General features: G+C 68.5%; 13 protein-coding genes. 11 read left to right on the top strand and 2 right to left on the bottom strand.

What is annotated here, in order from left to right:
- Nucleotide 1: 1 nt before the first annotated feature.
- Nucleotides 2-2,179 (bottom strand): acyl-CoA dehydrogenase, encoded by a 2,178-nt coding sequence (locus ACZYVJ_RS21400; RefSeq protein WP_463833201.1) that lies wholly within the window; start codon nucleotides 2,177-2,179, stop codon nucleotides 2-4.
- 175 nt (nucleotides 2,180-2,354) lie between these two features.
- The gene (locus ACZYVJ_RS21395; protein WP_007772657.1) at nucleotides 2,355-3,122 is read right to left on the bottom strand and encodes an SDR family NAD(P)-dependent oxidoreductase; all 768 of its coding nucleotides are present in this window, start codon (nucleotides 3,120-3,122) and stop codon (nucleotides 2,355-2,357) included.
- A 111-nt stretch (nucleotides 3,123-3,233) separates the two neighbouring features.
- Here ACZYVJ_RS21395 and ACZYVJ_RS21390 point away from each other — a divergent pair, with 111 nt between their 5' ends.
- From ACZYVJ_RS21390 to ACZYVJ_RS21340, 11 genes are all read left to right on the top strand, one after another.
- Nucleotides 3,234-4,763, top strand: a complete 1,530-nt coding sequence (locus tag ACZYVJ_RS21390; protein WP_463833200.1) for an ATP-dependent DNA ligase — start codon at nucleotides 3,234-3,236, stop codon at nucleotides 4,761-4,763.
- A gap of 53 nt (nucleotides 4,764-4,816) precedes the next feature.
- Nucleotides 4,817-7,090 carry a carbon starvation CstA family protein gene (locus ACZYVJ_RS21385; protein WP_463833199.1) on the top strand — a complete coding sequence of 758 codons (2,274 nt, stop codon included), beginning with the start codon at nucleotides 4,817-4,819 and terminating at the stop codon, nucleotides 7,088-7,090.
- A 101-nt stretch (nucleotides 7,091-7,191) separates the two neighbouring features.
- On the top strand, nucleotides 7,192-7,488 hold the full coding sequence (locus ACZYVJ_RS21380) for a hypothetical protein (RefSeq protein ID WP_463833198.1): 297 nt from the start codon (nucleotides 7,192-7,194) through the stop codon (nucleotides 7,486-7,488).
- A gap of 182 nt (nucleotides 7,489-7,670) precedes the next feature.
- On the top strand, nucleotides 7,671-9,188 hold the full coding sequence (locus tag ACZYVJ_RS21375) for an Hsp70 family protein (protein ID WP_463833197.1): 1,518 nt from the start codon (nucleotides 7,671-7,673) through the stop codon (nucleotides 9,186-9,188).
- Between the two features lie 14 nt (nucleotides 9,189-9,202).
- Nucleotides 9,203-9,868: a nitroreductase family protein gene (locus ACZYVJ_RS21370; RefSeq protein ID WP_463833196.1), complete on the top strand. Its 666-nt coding sequence runs from the start codon at nucleotides 9,203-9,205 to the stop codon at nucleotides 9,866-9,868.
- A gap of 30 nt (nucleotides 9,869-9,898) precedes the next feature.
- A complete protein-coding gene (ppk2, locus tag ACZYVJ_RS21365; protein ID WP_463833195.1) occupies nucleotides 9,899-10,777 on the top strand; it encodes a polyphosphate kinase 2 in 879 nt (292 codons plus the stop codon).
- A gap of 17 nt (nucleotides 10,778-10,794) precedes the next feature.
- A complete protein-coding gene (locus tag ACZYVJ_RS21360) occupies nucleotides 10,795-11,625 on the top strand; it encodes an oxidoreductase (RefSeq protein WP_463833194.1) in 831 nt (276 codons plus the stop codon).
- A 377-nt stretch (nucleotides 11,626-12,002) separates the two neighbouring features.
- Nucleotides 12,003-13,211: an acetyl-CoA C-acetyltransferase gene (locus ACZYVJ_RS21355; protein WP_463833810.1), complete on the top strand. Its 1,209-nt coding sequence runs from the start codon at nucleotides 12,003-12,005 to the stop codon at nucleotides 13,209-13,211.
- Nucleotides 13,212-13,213: 2 nt separating this feature from the next.
- Nucleotides 13,214-13,987: an enoyl-CoA hydratase/isomerase family protein gene (locus tag ACZYVJ_RS21350; RefSeq protein ID WP_463833193.1), complete on the top strand. Its 774-nt coding sequence runs from the start codon at nucleotides 13,214-13,216 to the stop codon at nucleotides 13,985-13,987.
- The gene (locus ACZYVJ_RS21345) at nucleotides 13,987-15,129 is read left to right on the top strand and encodes a CaiB/BaiF CoA transferase family protein (protein WP_463833192.1); all 1,143 of its coding nucleotides are present in this window, start codon (nucleotides 13,987-13,989) and stop codon (nucleotides 15,127-15,129) included. The genes ACZYVJ_RS21350 and ACZYVJ_RS21345 overlap by 1 nt, the downstream gene beginning before the upstream one ends.
- Nucleotides 15,130-15,132: 3 nt before the next feature.
- Nucleotides 15,133-16,428, top strand: coding sequence for an acyl-CoA dehydrogenase family protein (locus tag ACZYVJ_RS21340; RefSeq protein ID WP_463833191.1), 1,296 nt, complete (start codon nucleotides 15,133-15,135; stop codon nucleotides 16,426-16,428).

The following is a 16,428-nucleotide window of genomic DNA, read 5'->3' as shown; positions in this document are numbered from 1 at the left end:
ACTAGTTGATCAGCGGGTCACGCGGCATGCCGAGGATCCGCTCGGCGATCTGATTGCGCGTCACTTCCGACGTGCCACCGGCGATCGCCATCCCGCGGGCGCCCATCATCAACCGGCCCGCCAGGGCGCCGGCACCGTCGGTCAGCGCGACCTCCGGACCCAGCAGCGCCGCCATGATCGCGGCGCCCTCCACCATGTGCTCGGCCAGCTTGAGCTTGGTGACGTTGCCTTCTGGACCGGGCCCCGCCCCTTCGACGCTGCGCGCGGCGCGCCGCAGGTTCAGCAGCCGCAATGCGGTTTCCTCCGCGAGGTACGACCCCACTCGAATTCGCCCGCCCGCCAACCGATCCGGGCGTTGCTCGGCGAGCTGCACCAATTGGTCGGCCAGCCCCTCGTAGAACGATCCGCTGCCGCCGATGCTGACTCGTTCGTTGCCCAGCGTCGCGCGCGCGACGGTCCACCCGGAGTTGGGCGTGCCGACGACGTCCTCGTCGGGGACGAACAGGTCGTTGAAGAAGACCTCGTTGAAGTCCGAGCCGCCGGTGATCTGCCGCAGCGGGCGCACCTCGACCTCGGGCGCCTTCATGTCGACGATCACCGTGGTGATGCCGGCGTGCTTTGGGGCGTCGGGGTCGGTACGCACGGTGGCCAGGCCGCGCGCGCAGTAATGCGCACCGCTGGTCCAGACCTTCTGGCCGTTGATCTTCCAGCCGCCGTCCACCCGGGTAGCGCGCGTCTTGATGGACGCGGCGTCCGATCCGGCGTCGGGCTCGGAGAACAGCTGGCACCAGATCTCGTCCTTGCGCAGCGCCTTCTCCACGAATCGTTCGATCTGCCAAGGTGTTCCGTGCTGGATCAAGGTCAGGATCACCCAGCCGGTGATGCCGTAGTCCGGCCGCTTGATGCCGGCCGCGCGGAACTCCTCCTCGATCACCAGCTGCTCGACGGCGTCGGCCGCGCGTCCCCACGGCTTGGGCCAGTGCGGCATGACGTAGCCGGTCTCGATCAGCTTGTCGCGCTGGGCCTCTTTGCCCAGGGCGGCGATCTCGGTGGCGTCGGCGCGGATGCTGGTGCGCAGTTCCTCGGCTTCCGGCGGCAGGTCCAGGCTGTTCTCGCGGACAGCGCCGGCGGCGGTGCGCTCGAAGACGTCGGCGGCCGGCGCGTCGCCGCCGAACAGCGCTGCGCTCACCACCGCCCGGCGCAGGTGCAGGTGCGCGTCGTGCTCCCAGGTGAAGCCGATGCCGCCGTGCACCTGGATGTTGAGTTCGGCGTTGCGGACGTAGGCCGGGAGGGCAAGCGCCGCGGCCACCGCCGCGATCAACCGGAATTGCTCCTCGTCGGCCGAGGTGTCTTCGCCCGCCGCGCGGGCGGCGTCCCAGACGGCGGCGATCCCGGACTCCGCACCCACCAGCATGTTCGCGCAGTGATGCTTGACCGCTTGGAAAGTGGCGATGGTGCGCCCGAATTGCTGGCGCACCTTGGCGTACTCGACGGCGGTGTCGACGCAGTCCGATGCCCCGCCCACGGCCTCGGCGGCCAGCAGGGTGCGGGCGCGGGCCAGCGCCGATTGCCGCGCCCCGGTCAGGACGTCGTCGTCGGTGATGCGCACGTTCTGCAGGCGGACGCGACCGGATCGCCGTGTCGGATCGAAGTTCTCCGGCACCTCGACCGAGACACCGTCGCGGTCGCGCTCGAGCACCAGCACGTCGTCGCCCGCCGCGATCAGCAGCAGCTCGGCAAGCCCGGCGCCCAGGACGATTCCGGCCTCACCCTCGGCCATGCCGTCGTTGACCCGCACCTGGCTGTCCAGCCCGACGCCCGCGGTGACGGTTCCGTCGATCAGGCCGGGCAGCAGCCGCGACTTCTGTTCGGCGGTACCGTCTTTGGCGATCACCGCGGACGCGATGACGGTGGGCACGAACGGGCCGGGCGCCACCGCGCGACCGAGTTCTTCGATCACTACGACGAGTTCGGGCAGCCCGAAGCCTGAGCCGCCGTACTCCTCGTCGACGTGCAGGCCGAGCCAGCCGAGTTCGACCAGGTTCTGCCAGAACCCCGGGCGCGGCTCATCCGTGGCGTCGAGCAGCGATCGCGCCGCCCACCGCGCCTTCTGCGAGGTCAAGAACCCGCGAGCTACCTCGGCGAGTTCACGATGGTCGTCGGTTATTGCGATACCCATGAGGGCCCTCCTCGCGCCGCATGCCAGCCGGGTGTGATTGTCCCGCTCCCGCTCGGACCGCCGCGCGGCCCGCATCGTCGGAGCTGAAGCTGGGTGGCCTGCCCCGCTTCGAGGGGAAGCGGGGCGGCTGCCTAAAGAGTGTACTTAATGCGGGGAGGGCCCCAACGGGGGGCGTCTACTTGGGCGCGAACCGCTGCCCGGCGTCCAGTCGCAGGCACTGGCCGTTGAGCATCGGGTTGTCCACGATGGCCGCGGCCAGCTTCGCGTACTCCTCCGGACGGCCGAGGCGCTTGGGGAACGCCGCGTCCTTCGTCAGCTGCGTCGCGAACTCGTCGGGAATGCCCTGGGTCAAGCCCGTGGCGAACAGGCTCGGGGCGATCCCCAGCACCCGGATGCCCACCGAGCCCAGGTCGCGCGCCATGGTCAGGCACATCCCGGCGATCCCCGCCTTGGCGGCGGTGTAGGCGACCTGCCCGATCTGGCCCTCGAAGGCCGCGATGGAAGCGGTGTTGATGATGACGCCGCGCTCCCCGGTGTCGGGGTCTTCGGGCTCGTTCTTGGCCATGTGCGCCGCGGCCAGCCGGCTGATGTTGAAGGTGGCGATCAGGTTGAGATCGATCACGGACTGGAAGGATTCAAGGTCGTGCGGACCGGACTTGGTCAGCGTCCGCTTGGCGATACCGCCACCCGCGGTGGTGATCACGACGTGCAGGCCGCCGAGCTTGTCGACCGCGGCCTGCAGGGTCTCTTCGGTGCCGGTGAAGTCGGTGACGTCAACCGGGTAGAAGGTGCCCCCGACGCCCTCGGCGACGGTCTTACCGTCGGAACCCTCGCGGTCGAGAATCGCGACATCCGCGCCGCGTTCGTGCAGCAGCTCGGCGCTGGCACGGCCCATTCCCGAGGCGCCGCCGATGACGACGACCTTCTTCCCACTGATCTCCATCCGGACGTCTCCTTTGTGGTTGTCAGAATCACTGCGATCTGTAACGTTACGTAGGCACGCTAGCGTGTCCGCTCTTCAGGGCTGTCACCGAGCCATGCCAAGCTGGCAACCGTGCTCCTCATCGACGTGGCAACGACGTCTACCGACGTCGGGAGCACGTCGTCGCGGCTGACCAAAGTCGCCCACATCGCCGACCTGCTGACCCGCGCCGCGCCCGACGCCGCGGTGGTCGCCGTCATCGTGTCGTGGCTTTCCGGCGAGTTGCGGCAACGCCAGATCGGGGTGGGCTGGGCGGCGCTGCGCTCACGCCCGCCGGCGGCGTCGGACGCCTCGCTGACCGTCGCAGGAGTTGACGCCACCTTCTCCGATATCGGCGCCGTGTCGGGTAAGGGCGCGCAGTCGCGCCGCGCCGCGCTGCTGGACGCCCTGTTCGCCGCCGCCACCGACACCGAACAGACCTTTCTGCTGCGACTCCTCGGCGGCGAACTGCGCCAGGGCGCGCTGGCCGGGATCATGGCCGACGCCGTGGCCAAGGCCGCCGGCATCCCGGTCGCCGCGGTGCAGCGCGCCGCAATGCTGGGCGGGGACCTGCCGGCGGTGGCGGCGGCCGCCCTGTCCGGTGCGGCGGCGGCACTGGACGCGTTCACCCTGCGGGTCGGCCGGCCGGTCGGCCCGATGCTGGCGCAGACCGCGACGGCCGTGGCCGACGCGATCGAACGCCACGGCGGCGCAACGATTTTCGAAGCCAAACTGGACGGGGCGCGGGTGCAGATTCACCGCGCCGGTGACGAGGTCACCGTCTACACCCGAAGCCTCGACGATGTCACCGCCCGGCTGCCCGAGGTGGTGGAGGCGACGCTGGCACTGCCGGTCCACGACCTGATCGCCGACGGCGAGGCCATCGCGCTGCGGCCCGACAACCGTCCGCACCGGTTCCAGGTCACCGCCTCACGGTTCGGACGCTCCGTCGACATCGCCGCAGCCCTTGCCGCGCAGCGGCTTTCGGTATTCTTCTTCGATATCCTGCATCGTGACGGCGTCGACCTGATCGACGCTCCGACCACCGAGAGGCTGGCGGCCCTCGACGCGTTGGTGCCGCCGGCGCAGCGGGTCGACCGGCTACTCACCGCCGACCCCGCGGAGGCGGGCGCCTTCCTGGACGCGACGCTGGCCGCCGGCCATGAGGGTGTGATGGCCAAGGCGCCCGACGCGCCGTATGCGGCGGGGCGCCGCGGGGCGGGCTGGCTGAAGGTCAAACCGGTGCACACGCTGGATCTGGTGGTGCTCGCGGTGGAGTGGGGATCGGGGCGGCGGCGCGGCAAACTCTCCAACATCCACCTGGGCGCGCGTGATCCGGCCAGCGGCGAATTCATCATGGTGGGAAAGACTTTCAAGGGCATGACCGACGCCATGCTGGAGTGGCAGACCGCCCGGTTCAGCGAACTCGCGGTCGGCGGGACGGACGGTTACGTCGTCGGTGTGCGGCCCGAACAGGTGGTCGAAATCGCGCTGGACGGCGTACAGAAGTCGTCGCGCTACCCCGGCGGGCTGGCGCTGCGGTTCGCCCGTGTGGTGCGCTATCGCGACGACAAGAGCCCCGCCGAGGCCGACACCATCGACGCGGTGCGCGCGCTGTACTGAACCAGGGCTTTTCTGGACAGGCACAGTTTGTTCAGCGCGCGTAGGGTTTCCGCGTGGCAGTCACCGGGCGCGACACAGACGTCAGCTACATCCACACCGACGATGACCTGCCTCCAGTCGCGGTTGTCGACCGCTCCCCCATCACCGCGCGGCACAAGATCGTGTTCGCGATCGTTGCGGTGCTCGGCGCCGTCGCCTGGGCGATCATCGCCTTCGCCCGGGGCGAGACGGTGAACGCGGTGTGGATCGTCGTCGCAGCGATCTGCACCTACCTGATCGGATTCCGGTTCTACGCCCGGCTGATCGAATTGAAGATCGTCCGGCCGCGTGACGACCACGCCACGCCCGCCGAGGTTCTCGACGACGGCACCGATTACGTGCCTACCGACCGCCGGGTGCTCTTCGGCCATCACTTCGCCGCCATCGCCGGGGCCGGGCCGCTCGTCGGTCCGGTGCTGGCCACCCAGATGGGTTACCTGCCGTGCAGCATCTGGATCATTCTCGGCGCGGTATTCGCCGGCGCGGTGCAGGACTATTTGGTGCTGTGGATCTCCACCCGGCGGCGGGGCCGTTCGCTGGGCCAGATGGCGCGCGACGAACTGGGCGCCGCCGGCGGGGCCGCCGCGATGGTGGGCGTCCTCGTCATCATGGTGATGATCATCGCGGTGCTCGCCCTGGTGGTGGTGCGCGGACTGGCCCAGAGCCCGTGGGGCGTGTTCTCCATCGCCTTGACCATACCCATCGCCCTCTTCATGGGCTGCTACCTGCGGTTCCTGCGGCCAGGGCGGGTGGGCGAAGTCTCACTCATCGGTTTAGCGTTGCTGATGCTCGCCGTGGTCTCCGGCAACTGGGTCAGCGAAACCTCTTGGGGCGCATCGTGGTTGAACTTGTCCGCGGTCACCGTCTGCTGGCTGATCATCGGCTACGGCTTCGTGGCGTCGGCGCTGCCGGTGTGGCTGCTGCTGGCGCCGCGCGACTACCTGTCGACGTTCATGAAGATCGGCGCCATCGCGTTGCTGGCGCTCGGCATCTTCCTCGCGCATCCGCTCATCCAGGCGCCGGCGGTCTCGCGGTTCGCCCACAGCGGCGACGGACCGGTGTTCCCCGGCTCGCTGTTTCCGTTCCTGTTCATCACCATCGCGTGCGGCGCACTGTCCGGGTTCCACGCGCTGATCTCGTCGGGGACGACGCCCAAGCTGCTGGAGAAGGAAAGCCAGATGCGCTTCATCGGCTACGGCGGCATGCTGACCGAGTCGTTCGTCGCCGTCATGGCGCTCATCAGCGCGGCCGTCCTCGACCAGCACGTGTACTTCGCGCTCAACGCCCCGGCCGCGCAGACCGGCGGCAGCGCGGCCACCGCGGCGCACTACGTCAACGGCCTCGGGTTGTCGGGCGGGCCGGCGACCGCGGACCAGCTGAGCCAGGCCGCCGCCGGCGTCGGCGAAAAGTCGATCGTGTCACGCACCGGCGGCGCCCCGACGCTGGCGGTCGGCATGTCCGAGGTGTTGAACCGGGCCTTCGGCGGCGCCGGTCTCAAGGCGTTCTGGTACCACTTCGCGATCATGTTCGAGGCGCTGTTCATCCTGACCGCCGTCGACGCGGGCACCCGGGTCGCGCGGTTCATGCTCTCCGATGCGCTGGGCAACCTGGGCGGGCCGCTGGCCAAGCTGCAAAACCCGAGTTGGCGCCCCGGCGTCTGGGGGTGCAGCCTGGCGGTGGTCGCCGCGTGGGGCGGCATCCTGCTGATGGGCGTGACCGATCCGTTGGGCGGCATCAACACGCTGTTCCCACTGTTCGGCATCGCCAACCAGCTGCTCGCGGCCATCGCGCTGACCGTCATCACGGTGATCGTCATCAAGCAGGGCCTGCTGAAATGGGCGTGGGTTCCCGGGGTTCCGCTGCTGTGGGATCTCGTGGTCACGCTGACCGCGTCGTGGCAGAAGATCTTCTCCGCGGATCCCGCCGTCGGCTACTGGACGCAACACTTCCGGTACCTGGCCGCCAGGAGCGCGGGTAAGACGTCGTTCGGGTCGGCCAAGAACGCACACCAGCTCGACGAGGTCATCCGCAACACCTTCATCCAGGGCACGTTGTCCATCCTGTTCGCGGTGGCTGTCGTCATCGTGCTGATCGCCGGAGTCCTGGTCGCATTCGGGGCCATTCGCGGTCCGGGCAGCAGGTTGAACCGGCCGCTGACCGAGGACGAGCCGGTGCCGTCGAGGTTCTTCGCGCCCTCGGGCCTGATCCCCACCGCCGCCGAACGCGAGGTGCAACGCAGGTGGGACGGGCTGCACAGGCGGAGTAGCGAACCGCACACAAACAGGTAGTCGACTACGCGTGCCCACTGGCGATCGCCGACCTTACGTTAGCCGCATCACCGGCCGACCTGCCTGGTCAACCGGGGCGCAACGCGAAGAAGGTGAACGAAATGCTGGTCACGCCAACGGGACTACGGCCCGCACCCGATACCCACCCCACTGCACAACCGTCGTCGGCGGCACCCACGGTCGAGGCGGCCCCCACCGAGGTCCTCATCACCACCCAGCAGGTGCTCTTCGGCGCCGCCGTTGTCCAGGGGACGCGCCCTGCCCCCCTCGCCAGCCGGATCGCCGCCGTGCTGCGCCGAATGGCCGCGGACGCGAATAAGCCGCGCCGCCCCTACCCACCGAGGCATTACCGCTACATCGAGGACGCCCGCATGGCGCGCGAAATGGACAGGCTGTGACCGCGATCGTCAGCGTCGCCTGCGCCGGGTTGATGGTGCTGCTCGCGATGGGGACCTACAACCTGCAGTGGTGGCTCGAGCACAACGACTACGAGCGCCATTTCGAGGACTGACCGAACGCGGACGGCACGCCGCGCAAAATGGTCGTGCCCAAGCCCGCGTCACGGTCCTAAACTTGCGCGATGAGAGTCGGTATCGACTTTGGCACCACCCACACCGTCGTCGCGGCCGTCGACCGGGGCAACTATCCCGTCGTCTCCTTCGACGGCATGGATGCGTGGCCGTCGCTCATCGCCGCCAACGCCGCCGGGGAGTTGCGCTTCGGCGCGGACGCCGCCGCCGTCCGCCACGAACCGGGATGGTCGGTGCTGCGCTCGTTCAAGCGCTTGCTCAACGACGCCGGGCCCCAGACCGAGGTCACCCTCGCGGGCCGTGACTATCGCCTGGCCGACCTCCTCACCAGCTTCCTGGCCCAGCTGAAAACCCATCTGCAGCGGCACTCGAACGCCACCCTGGCGCCGGGCGAAGGCATCGAAGCCGCGATCAGCGTGCCGGCCAACGCCTCGAGCGCCCAGCGCCTGCTGACCCTGGATGCCTACGTGGACGCCGGTTTTCACGTCGTCGCGCTGCTCAACGAGCCCTCCGCCGCGAGCCTGGAATATGCCCACCGGTACCGATCCACCATCACCGCCAAGCGCGAATACGTCCTCATCTACGACCTGGGCGGCGGCACCTTCGACGCGTCGCTGCTGAAGATGACCGGGCACGCGAACGAGGTCGTCATCAGCGAGGGCATTCAGCGCCTCGGCGGTGACGACTTCGACGAGGCGATCGTCGAGCTGGTGCTGGCCGGCGCCGAGCTGCCCGGCCTCGACGCCGCCAGGCGCGACCTGCTGGCCGAGGAGTGCGCCGCCCGCAAGGAGGCCGTCGGGCCGCAGACCCGCCGCTTCCTGGTGGACCTGTCCGCGGTCGATCGGCCGCCGTTCTCTTGCCCCATCGACGACGTCTACGCGGTGTGCGCGCCCCTGGTCGACCAGACGACGGAGTTGCTCAACCGGGTCCTGCGGGATCCGGCGCGCGGCCGCAGGGACGTGGACTGGTCGGAGGTGGCCGGCATCTACGTCGTTGGCGGCGCCGGCGGCTTCCCGCTGGTGTCCCGGATGCTGCGCAGCACGTTCGGCGAGAAGCGGGTGAAACGCTCGCCGCACCCCTTCGCCGCCACCGCCATCGGACTCGCCGTCTTTTTGGACAAGGAGTCGGGTTTCGCGCTCTCCGAACGCTTCTCGAGGAACTTCGGGGTCTTCCGGGAGGCGGAGGCCGGCGCCGGCGTCGTCTTCGACCCGATCGTGTGCAAGGACGTTTCGCTTCCGGCGGACGGGCAATCCCCGCTGGTGGTGAGGCGCAGATATCGGGCGGCACACAACATCGGGCACTTCCGGTTCGTGGAATGCAGCCGCCTGGTCAACGGGCGGCCCGACGGCGACGTCACCCCCTATGACCCGGTGCTGTTCCCGTTCGACCCCGCCCTCTACGACCGCGACGACCTCGGGCGTCAGCCGGTGGGCCGCTGGACGGACGGGCCCGATGTCGAGGAGCGCTACGTCATCGCCCCGAGCGGTGCGGTGGAAGTGACGTTGACGACGAAGCCGGCCGGGTTCGAGCGCACCTTCCGCCTGGAGCGGTGCGCGTCCGCGAGTTGATGAGCCCGCCCGCCATGCAGTTATACGACGTGATGCGAACAACTTTCGCGGCGCGGGAATTCACCGACGATCCATTGCCCGACGAGGTGCTGGAGCGCATCTTCGACAATGCCCGGTTCGCTCCCAGCGGCGGCAACAGGCAGGGCGCCCATGTCACCGTGGTGCGCGACGAAACGGTCCGCCGCCGACTGGCCGAACTCGGCAAGCCCGCCGCTCGCCGTTACTTCGCCCAGTTGCAGGCGGATGAAAACCCTTGGAATTCAGTTCATCCCAGCGGCGTGCCGCAAGACGTCATCGAGGCGACCGAGATCCCCGACACGTTCGTGGCGCCGATCGCCAAAGCCCCTGTCGTCCTTGTGGTTTCGGTGGACCTTGCCGTCGTCGCCGCCATCGATCAAAATCTGGACCGCGTCGGCATCGCCGGCGGGGCCTCGGTCTACCCGCTGATCTGGAACATCTTGCTCGCCGCGCGTAGCGAGGGCTACGGCGGAACGATCACGACGATGGCGATCGCGGCCGAAGAACACGTCCGCGAACTGCTCGGCATCCCCGATCGGCACGCGGTGGCCGCCGTCGTGCCGCTGGGAAAACCGGTGCGGCAGCTGACCAAACTGCGCCGCCGGCCGGTCGCGGAGTTCATCACTCGTGATCGGTTCGACGGACCGGCTTTTGAAGACTAAGCGTCGCGGGCCGCGGGTAAGCGTCGGAGTATGACCGAGATAGATCTGGACGCCCTGTCGACTCCCGAACACGGATACACCGTCGACGACCGCGACGACGACGAACCGGTCTTGCTCGACCGGGAGGGCAATCACATTGATACCTGGCGCGAGCGATACCCCTACGACCACCGGATGTCGCGGGACGAATACGAGGGGCTCAAGCGGCGACTACAAGTTGAGCTGCTGAAGTTGCAAAATCACGCCAAACGCACCGGGGGCCGGCACGTGATCGTGTGCGAGGGACGTGATGCCGCCGGCAAGGGCGGCACCATTCAGCGGTTCATGGAACACCTCAATCCACGCAGCGCGCGGGTGGTGGCGCTGGATAAGCCCAGCGAACGTGAACAAACGCAGTGGTATTTCCAGCGCTACATCTGCCACCTGCCGGCCGGCGGCGAGATCGTTTTGTTCGATCGGTCGTGGTACAACCGCGCCGGCGTGGAGAGGGTGATGGGATTCTGCACCCCACAGCAATACGCCGAATTCATCGACAAGGCACCGCTTTTCGAACAGATGCTGGTCGACAACGGGATCAGCTTGACGAAGTTCTGGTTTTCGGTGTCGCCCGCCGAGCAACGCACCCGGTTCGCCATCCGGTTGGTCGACCCCGTGCGCAATTGGAAGTTCTCGCCGATGGACATGGAGTCGATCAACAGATGGGACGACTACACCGCGGCGAAGGAAGCGATGTTCGAGGCGACCGACACCGACGACGCCCCGTGGATCGTGGTCAGAAGCAACGACAAGAAGCGGGCCCGGATCAACGCCATGCGCTACTTGCTCGCCAAAACCGACTACGACGATAAGGACCATGAGGTGGTGGGCGAGCCTGACCCGTTGATTGTGGGCCGGGCGCTGACCGACTGAGGCGAAGGGAAACGATCATGTCCACTTGGCTCATCACCGGGTGTTCGACCGGGATCGGTCGAGCGCTCGCCGAGGCCGTCATCGGCGGCGGCCACAACGCCGTCGTCACCGCGCGGGACGCCGCTGCGGTCGCCGACCTTGTCGAGACCGCACCCGAGCGGGTGCTCGCCGCCGCCCTGGATGTCACCGATCCCACGCAGGTCGCCTCGGCCGTACGACAGGCGGTCGAGCGGTTCGGCAACATCGACGTGCTGGTCAACAACGCCGGCTACGGGTATCGCGCCGCGGTCGAGGAGGGCGACGACGCCGACGTCCGCGCACTGTTCGAGACGCATTTCTTCGGCACCGTCGCCATGATCAAGGCGGTGCTGCCCGGCATGCGGGCGCGGCGCAGCGGCGCCATCGTGAACATCTCCTCGATCGGCGCCCAGTTGACCCCGGTGGGGTCCGGGTACTACTCGGCTGCGAAGGCCGCGATCGAAGGCATCAGCGGAGCCCTTCGCGGTGAGCTTGTCCCGCTGGGCATTTCGGTGACGATCGTCGAACCCGGCGCGTTCCGCACCGATTTCGCCGGCCGCTCACTGGTCCAGTCGGCGACCGTCATCGATGACTACGCCGCCACCGCGGGACGGCGTCGCAAGGAAAACGACACCATGCATGGCAATCAGCCCGGTGACCCCGCCAAGGCCGGCAACGCCATCATCGCCGCGGTCGAGTCGCCTGAGCCGCCGGCGTTTTTGTTGCTCGGGCCCGACGCGCTGGCCGCCTATCGCTACACAGCGGACGCGCGGGCGGCCGAGATCCAGAAGTGGGAACAGCTCACCAGCGGCACCGATTTCGAAGGCTGATCCCTAGCCGCGCACTTGCGGCAGCACGCCCGGTTCCCACGCCGCGAAGAACCGCGCACTCCCCTCACGCCGCGGGACCGCAGTGCCGAGTGCCCGCCTTTGCACGACAACTCCACCGCGCCCCGCCGGCCACGGCGTTGTCGCTCGAAGGCGGGCAAAGACCCCATCACCTCCACTGGGGACTGGCGGGGCGCCTGTGACCAGACCAGCGCAACCCGTCGTTTCTCACCGCCGAGTGAGAACAGCTTCGCCATTTTGGAGAAGGTAGTTCTCCGCAGTCGAGAGACGGATTACGATCGCGGGTGACCTGTGCCGGCCCCGCCCCGACCCCGGTAACGCCCGACCCACGACGATCGGAGTCCATCATCGACGCCTGGATTCTCGACGCGGTCCGCACGCCCCGCGGGCGCGGCCGCCCCGACGGTGGACTGCACGGTGTGCACCCGCAAGCCCTGCTCGCCCGGTGTCTCACCGCGCTGGAGGAGCGGATCGGGTTCGACCCGGCCGACGTCGACGACGTGATCGCCGGCAACGGCATCCTGTCCGGAGACCACGGCGACGACATCGCCCGCCTGTCGGTGCTGCTGGCCGGCTGGCCCGAGAGCGTTCCCGGGATGACGCTGAGCCGATTCTGCGGATCGGGCCAGCAGGCGGTGACCGTTGCGGCCTCCGGCATCGCCGCGGGCAGCGAGGATCTGGTGATCGCCGGCGGCGTCGAGTCGATGTCACGCTGGGACGTCACGGCCGGCGTCCCGACCATCGACGGCAACAACCCCGACCTTCGTGCGCTGTATCCGACTGTTCCGCAGGGTATTTCGGCCGACCTCATCGCCACCCTGGAGGGATTCAGCCGCGAGACCGTCGACGCCTACGCCGCACAGAGCCAGAGCCGGGCCGCCGCTGCCATCGAGCAGGGACGCTTCGAGCGTTCGCTGGTCGACGTGCCGACGCCGCACGGTTGCATCACGTGTGACGAGCATCCCCGCGCGGGCACCACCACCGAGTCGCTGGCCCGCCTCAAACCGGCCTTCGCTGCGATGGGCACCGCGTGTGCCGATGGTGAGCAGCGCACGTTCGACGAGATCTGCCTGCAGCGCTACCCGGGCATCGACCGCATCGATCACGTGCATCATGCGGGCAACTCCTCCGGGGTAGTCGACGGAGCCGCGGCGGTGGCGCTGGCCTCCTCGAACTGGATGCACACCCATCGGGTGACGCCGCGAGCGCAGATCCGGGCCACCGCGGCCATCGGCAGCGAACCGGTCATCATGCTCACCGCACCCGGACCCGCCGCTCGGCGATGCCTCGAACGGGCCGGAATGACCGTCGCCGACATCGATCTCTGGGAGATCAACGAGGCCTTCGCCGCCGTCCCGCTCAAGACCATGCGCGATCTCGACATCGACCCCGAGGTGGTCAACGTCAACGGCGGCGCGATCGCGCTCGGGCACCCCATCGGCGCCACCGGCGCGATGCTGATCGGCACCGTGCTGGACGAGCTCGAACGCCGGGATCTGACAACGGGACTGGTCACCATGTGCACCGGCGGCGGGATGGGCACGGCGACGATCATCGAGCGGGTGTGAGCATGCCGGACACCGTGGAGCTCGAACGGCCCGCCGATGGTGTCGTCATTCTGCGGCTCAATCGCCCGCAGCGGCTCAACGCCATCGACGAGATTATGCAGACCGAATTACTGGACGTGCTCAACGATTTGGCGGCCGACCGCTCGGTGCGCGCCGCCGTGCTGACCGGCGCCGGACGCGGGTTCTGTGCGGGCATCGACATGCGCGACTTCGGCCCCTCCATGCTGGATGCGAGCGCGCCCGCGCTGGATCGGATGCGTTTTCAGGAGCGGATGGCCGCCCTCGCCGAAGCGGTGCACGCGTTGCCTCAGCCCGTCATCGCCGCGGTCAACGGCCCCTGCGTGGGCGCGGGACTGGCGCTGTGCCTGGCCGCCGACATCCGAATCTGCTCGGCTGCAGCGTCATTCGGCAACGCCGCCATCCTGCTCGGGCTCTCGGGCGCCGAGATGGGCATGAGCTACCACCTGCCGCGCATCGTCGGCACCAGCGTGGCCGCCGACTGGATGCTCACCGGGCGCACCGTGTCGGCGACCGAGGCCGACCGACGGAGTTTGGTGAGTGAGGTCGTCGATCCGGACCGGCTGGCCGACCGTGCGGTGGAATTGGCGTCGCTGATCGCGAGCCATGCCCCACTCGGAGCCCAACTGACCAAGCGCGCCCTTCAGGTCAACACCGACGCCACCAGCCTGGCGTCGGCCATGGAACTGGAAAACCGCAATCAGCTGATCTCCCACGCCACCGACGAGGCGGCCGATCGCCGCAAGAAGTGGTCTTGATGACCGGACCCCTGCGCGGCGTGCGCATCGTCATGATGGGCGGATTGGGGCCCGCACCGTTCTGCGGAATGCTGTTGGGAGACTTGGGCGCCGACGTCATCCGCATCGACGGCCTGGCCGGCGTGGACGGCCCGGTGCCCGTCGACCACACCGTCCGGCGCAGCCAGCGGTCACTGGCCGCCGACGTGAAGGATCCTCGCGGCCGCGACCTTGTCCACCGACTGGCCGCCGGGGCCGACGCCTTCGTCGACGTGTACCGGCCCGGGGTGGCCGAACGCCTCGGTATCGGACCGGACGCGCTGCGGGAACGCAATCCCCGCTTGGTCTACGCCCGCATGACCGGCTACGGGCAGGACGGGCCGCTAGCCGGTCATGCGGGTCACGACATCAATTACCTTGCGCTGACGGGCGCCCTGCACGCCATCGGCACCGCCGAATCACCGGTGCCGCCGCTGAATCTCGTCGGCGACTATGGCGGCGGCGGAATGCTGTTGGCGGTCGGGCTGCTCAGCGCGATCCTCGAGGCCCGCGAGTCGGGTGTGGGTCAGGTCCTCGACGTGGCGATGGTCGACGGCGTCGCAACCCTGCTGGCACCGTATTTCGGGATGCTTGCGGCCGGCACGTGGCGCGACCGGCGTCAGGACAATCTGCTCGACGGCGCCGCGCACTTCTACGGCGCCTATGCGACGGCCGACGGGGGCCACATCGCCGTCGGCGCGATGGAGCCGAAGTTCTACGCCGAACTGTGCGCTCGGCTCGACGTGGATGTGCCCCACGACGAGGGCGACCCGGCGGCGTGGGCCGCCCACCGGGACACGCTGGCTGCGCGCTTCGCCGAGAAGACCCGCGACGAGTGGGAGCGTCTCCTCGATACCCCGGGATGCTGTGCGGCACCGGTGCTTTCGCTGACCGAGGCGCCACGGCATCCGCACAACACCGCGCGGCAGACGTTCATCGAGCTCGGCGGCATCACGCAACCCGCTCCGGCGCCACGCTTTTCCCGAACCCGTCCGGCCGCGCCGGCATCTCCGTCGTTGCCGGGCGATCACACCCGCGCGCTGTTGGGCGAACTGGGTTTCGACACAACGGCCATCACCGAGCTGGAAGACGCAGGCGTGGTGGCGCAGAGCAAGAAGGGGTAACAGATGTCGTGGGACTTCGCCACCGACCGGGAGTGGGCAGAACAACTGCACTGGGTCGAAGGCTTCGTGCGCGAGGAGTGCGAGCCGATCGATTTGATAGTCAAGGAATCCCACGACCTCAACGACCCGGTGCGGCAGGCGCTGATCCCGCCGCTGCAGGAGGTCGTGAAAAGGCGCGGGCTGTGGGCGACCCACCTTGGCCCGCACCTGGGCGGTCCGGGTTACGGGCAGGTGAAATTGGCGCTGCTCAACGAGATCCTGGGCCGCTCGGAATGCGCGCCGATCGTCTTCGGCTCGCAGGCGCCCGATTCGGGCAACAGCGAGATCCTGGCGCACTACGGCACACCGGAGCTCAAGGAGCGCTACCTCGAGCCGCTGCTGGACAACCGCATCATCTCGTGTTTCTCGATGACCGAGCCGCAGGGCGGGGCCGACCCGAAGGTGTTTCGCACCACCGCGGTGCAGGACGGCGATCACTGGGTCATCAACGGGGAGAAGTGGTTTTCGTCGTTCGCCTCGATGGCGTCGTTCATCATCGTGATGGCACTGACCGACCCGGAGGCGCCACCTTACGAGCGCTACTCGATGTTCGTCGTTCCCGGCGACACCCCCGGGATCAACGTGCTGCGCGACGTCGGGCTGGGTTACCAGCCGACCGGCGGTGGACGTGAGGGTTATGTCCGCTACGAAGACGTCCGCGTGCCGGCCGATCACATGTTGGGCCCGCGCGGCGGGGCATTCGTGGTCGCGCAGACTCGCTTGGGCGGCGGGCGGATTCACCACGCGATGCGCACCGTGGGCCTGGTCCGCCGGATCTACGACATGATCTGCGAGCGGGCGGTCTCACGCTACACCCAGGGCGAGCCGCTGGCCAACAAGCAACTCGTGCAGGAAATGGTCGCCGACTCGTGGATGGAGATCGAGGCGTTCCGGCTGCTGACGCTTCAAACGGCTTGGAAGATCGACCAATTCAACGACTACAAGGCCGTGCGGGCCGACATCTCGGCGGTGAAGGCGATGATGCAGAAGGTCCTGCACGACGTGTCGTCGCGGGCGCTTCAGGTGCACGGGTCATTAGGCACCACCCACGAGATGCCGTTCGTGCAGTACCTGGTCGAGTCGTTCGTGCTCGGACTCGCCGATGGTCCGACCGAAGTGCACAAGGTCACGCTCGCCAGGCTGTTGCTGAGGGACCGTGAACCCGCGCCCGATCTGTTTCCCTCCGAACATCTGCTGCGGTTGCGCGCGGCCGCCGAGGCCAAGTTCGCCGACAAGCTGGCGGGCATTCCCCGCGGCTAG

This window comes from Mycobacterium sp. IDUB_3, assembly GCF_055419585.1.
Note: the sequence above shows the minus strand (reverse complement) of the source record. Positions and strands in the feature narration are given on the sequence as shown.

What these genes read in the sequence shown, in the direction of transcription:
- ACZYVJ_RS21400 (WP_463833201.1), bottom strand. Translation starts at nt 2,179, where the DNA reads ATGGGTATCGCAATAACCGACGACCATCGTGAACTCGCCGAGGTAGCT.
- ACZYVJ_RS21395 (WP_007772657.1), bottom strand. Translation starts at nt 3,122, where the DNA reads ATGGAGATCAGTGGGAAGAAGGTCGTCGTCATCGGCGGCGCCTCGGGA.
- ACZYVJ_RS21380 (WP_463833198.1), top strand. Translation starts at nt 7,192, where the DNA reads ATGCTGGTCACGCCAACGGGACTACGGCCCGCACCCGATACCCACCCC.
- ACZYVJ_RS21375 (WP_463833197.1), top strand. Translation starts at nt 7,671, where the DNA reads ATGAGAGTCGGTATCGACTTTGGCACCACCCACACCGTCGTCGCGGCC.
- ACZYVJ_RS21370 (WP_463833196.1), top strand. Translation starts at nt 9,203, where the DNA reads ATGCAGTTATACGACGTGATGCGAACAACTTTCGCGGCGCGGGAATTC.
- ppk2 (WP_463833195.1), top strand. Translation starts at nt 9,899, where the DNA reads ATGACCGAGATAGATCTGGACGCCCTGTCGACTCCCGAACACGGATAC.
- ACZYVJ_RS21360 (WP_463833194.1), top strand. Translation starts at nt 10,795, where the DNA reads ATGTCCACTTGGCTCATCACCGGGTGTTCGACCGGGATCGGTCGAGCG.
- ACZYVJ_RS21350 (WP_463833193.1), top strand. Translation starts at nt 13,214, where the DNA reads ATGCCGGACACCGTGGAGCTCGAACGGCCCGCCGATGGTGTCGTCATT.
- ACZYVJ_RS21345 (WP_463833192.1), top strand. Translation starts at nt 13,987, where the DNA reads ATGACCGGACCCCTGCGCGGCGTGCGCATCGTCATGATGGGCGGATTG.
- ACZYVJ_RS21340 (WP_463833191.1), top strand. Translation starts at nt 15,133, where the DNA reads ATGTCGTGGGACTTCGCCACCGACCGGGAGTGGGCAGAACAACTGCAC.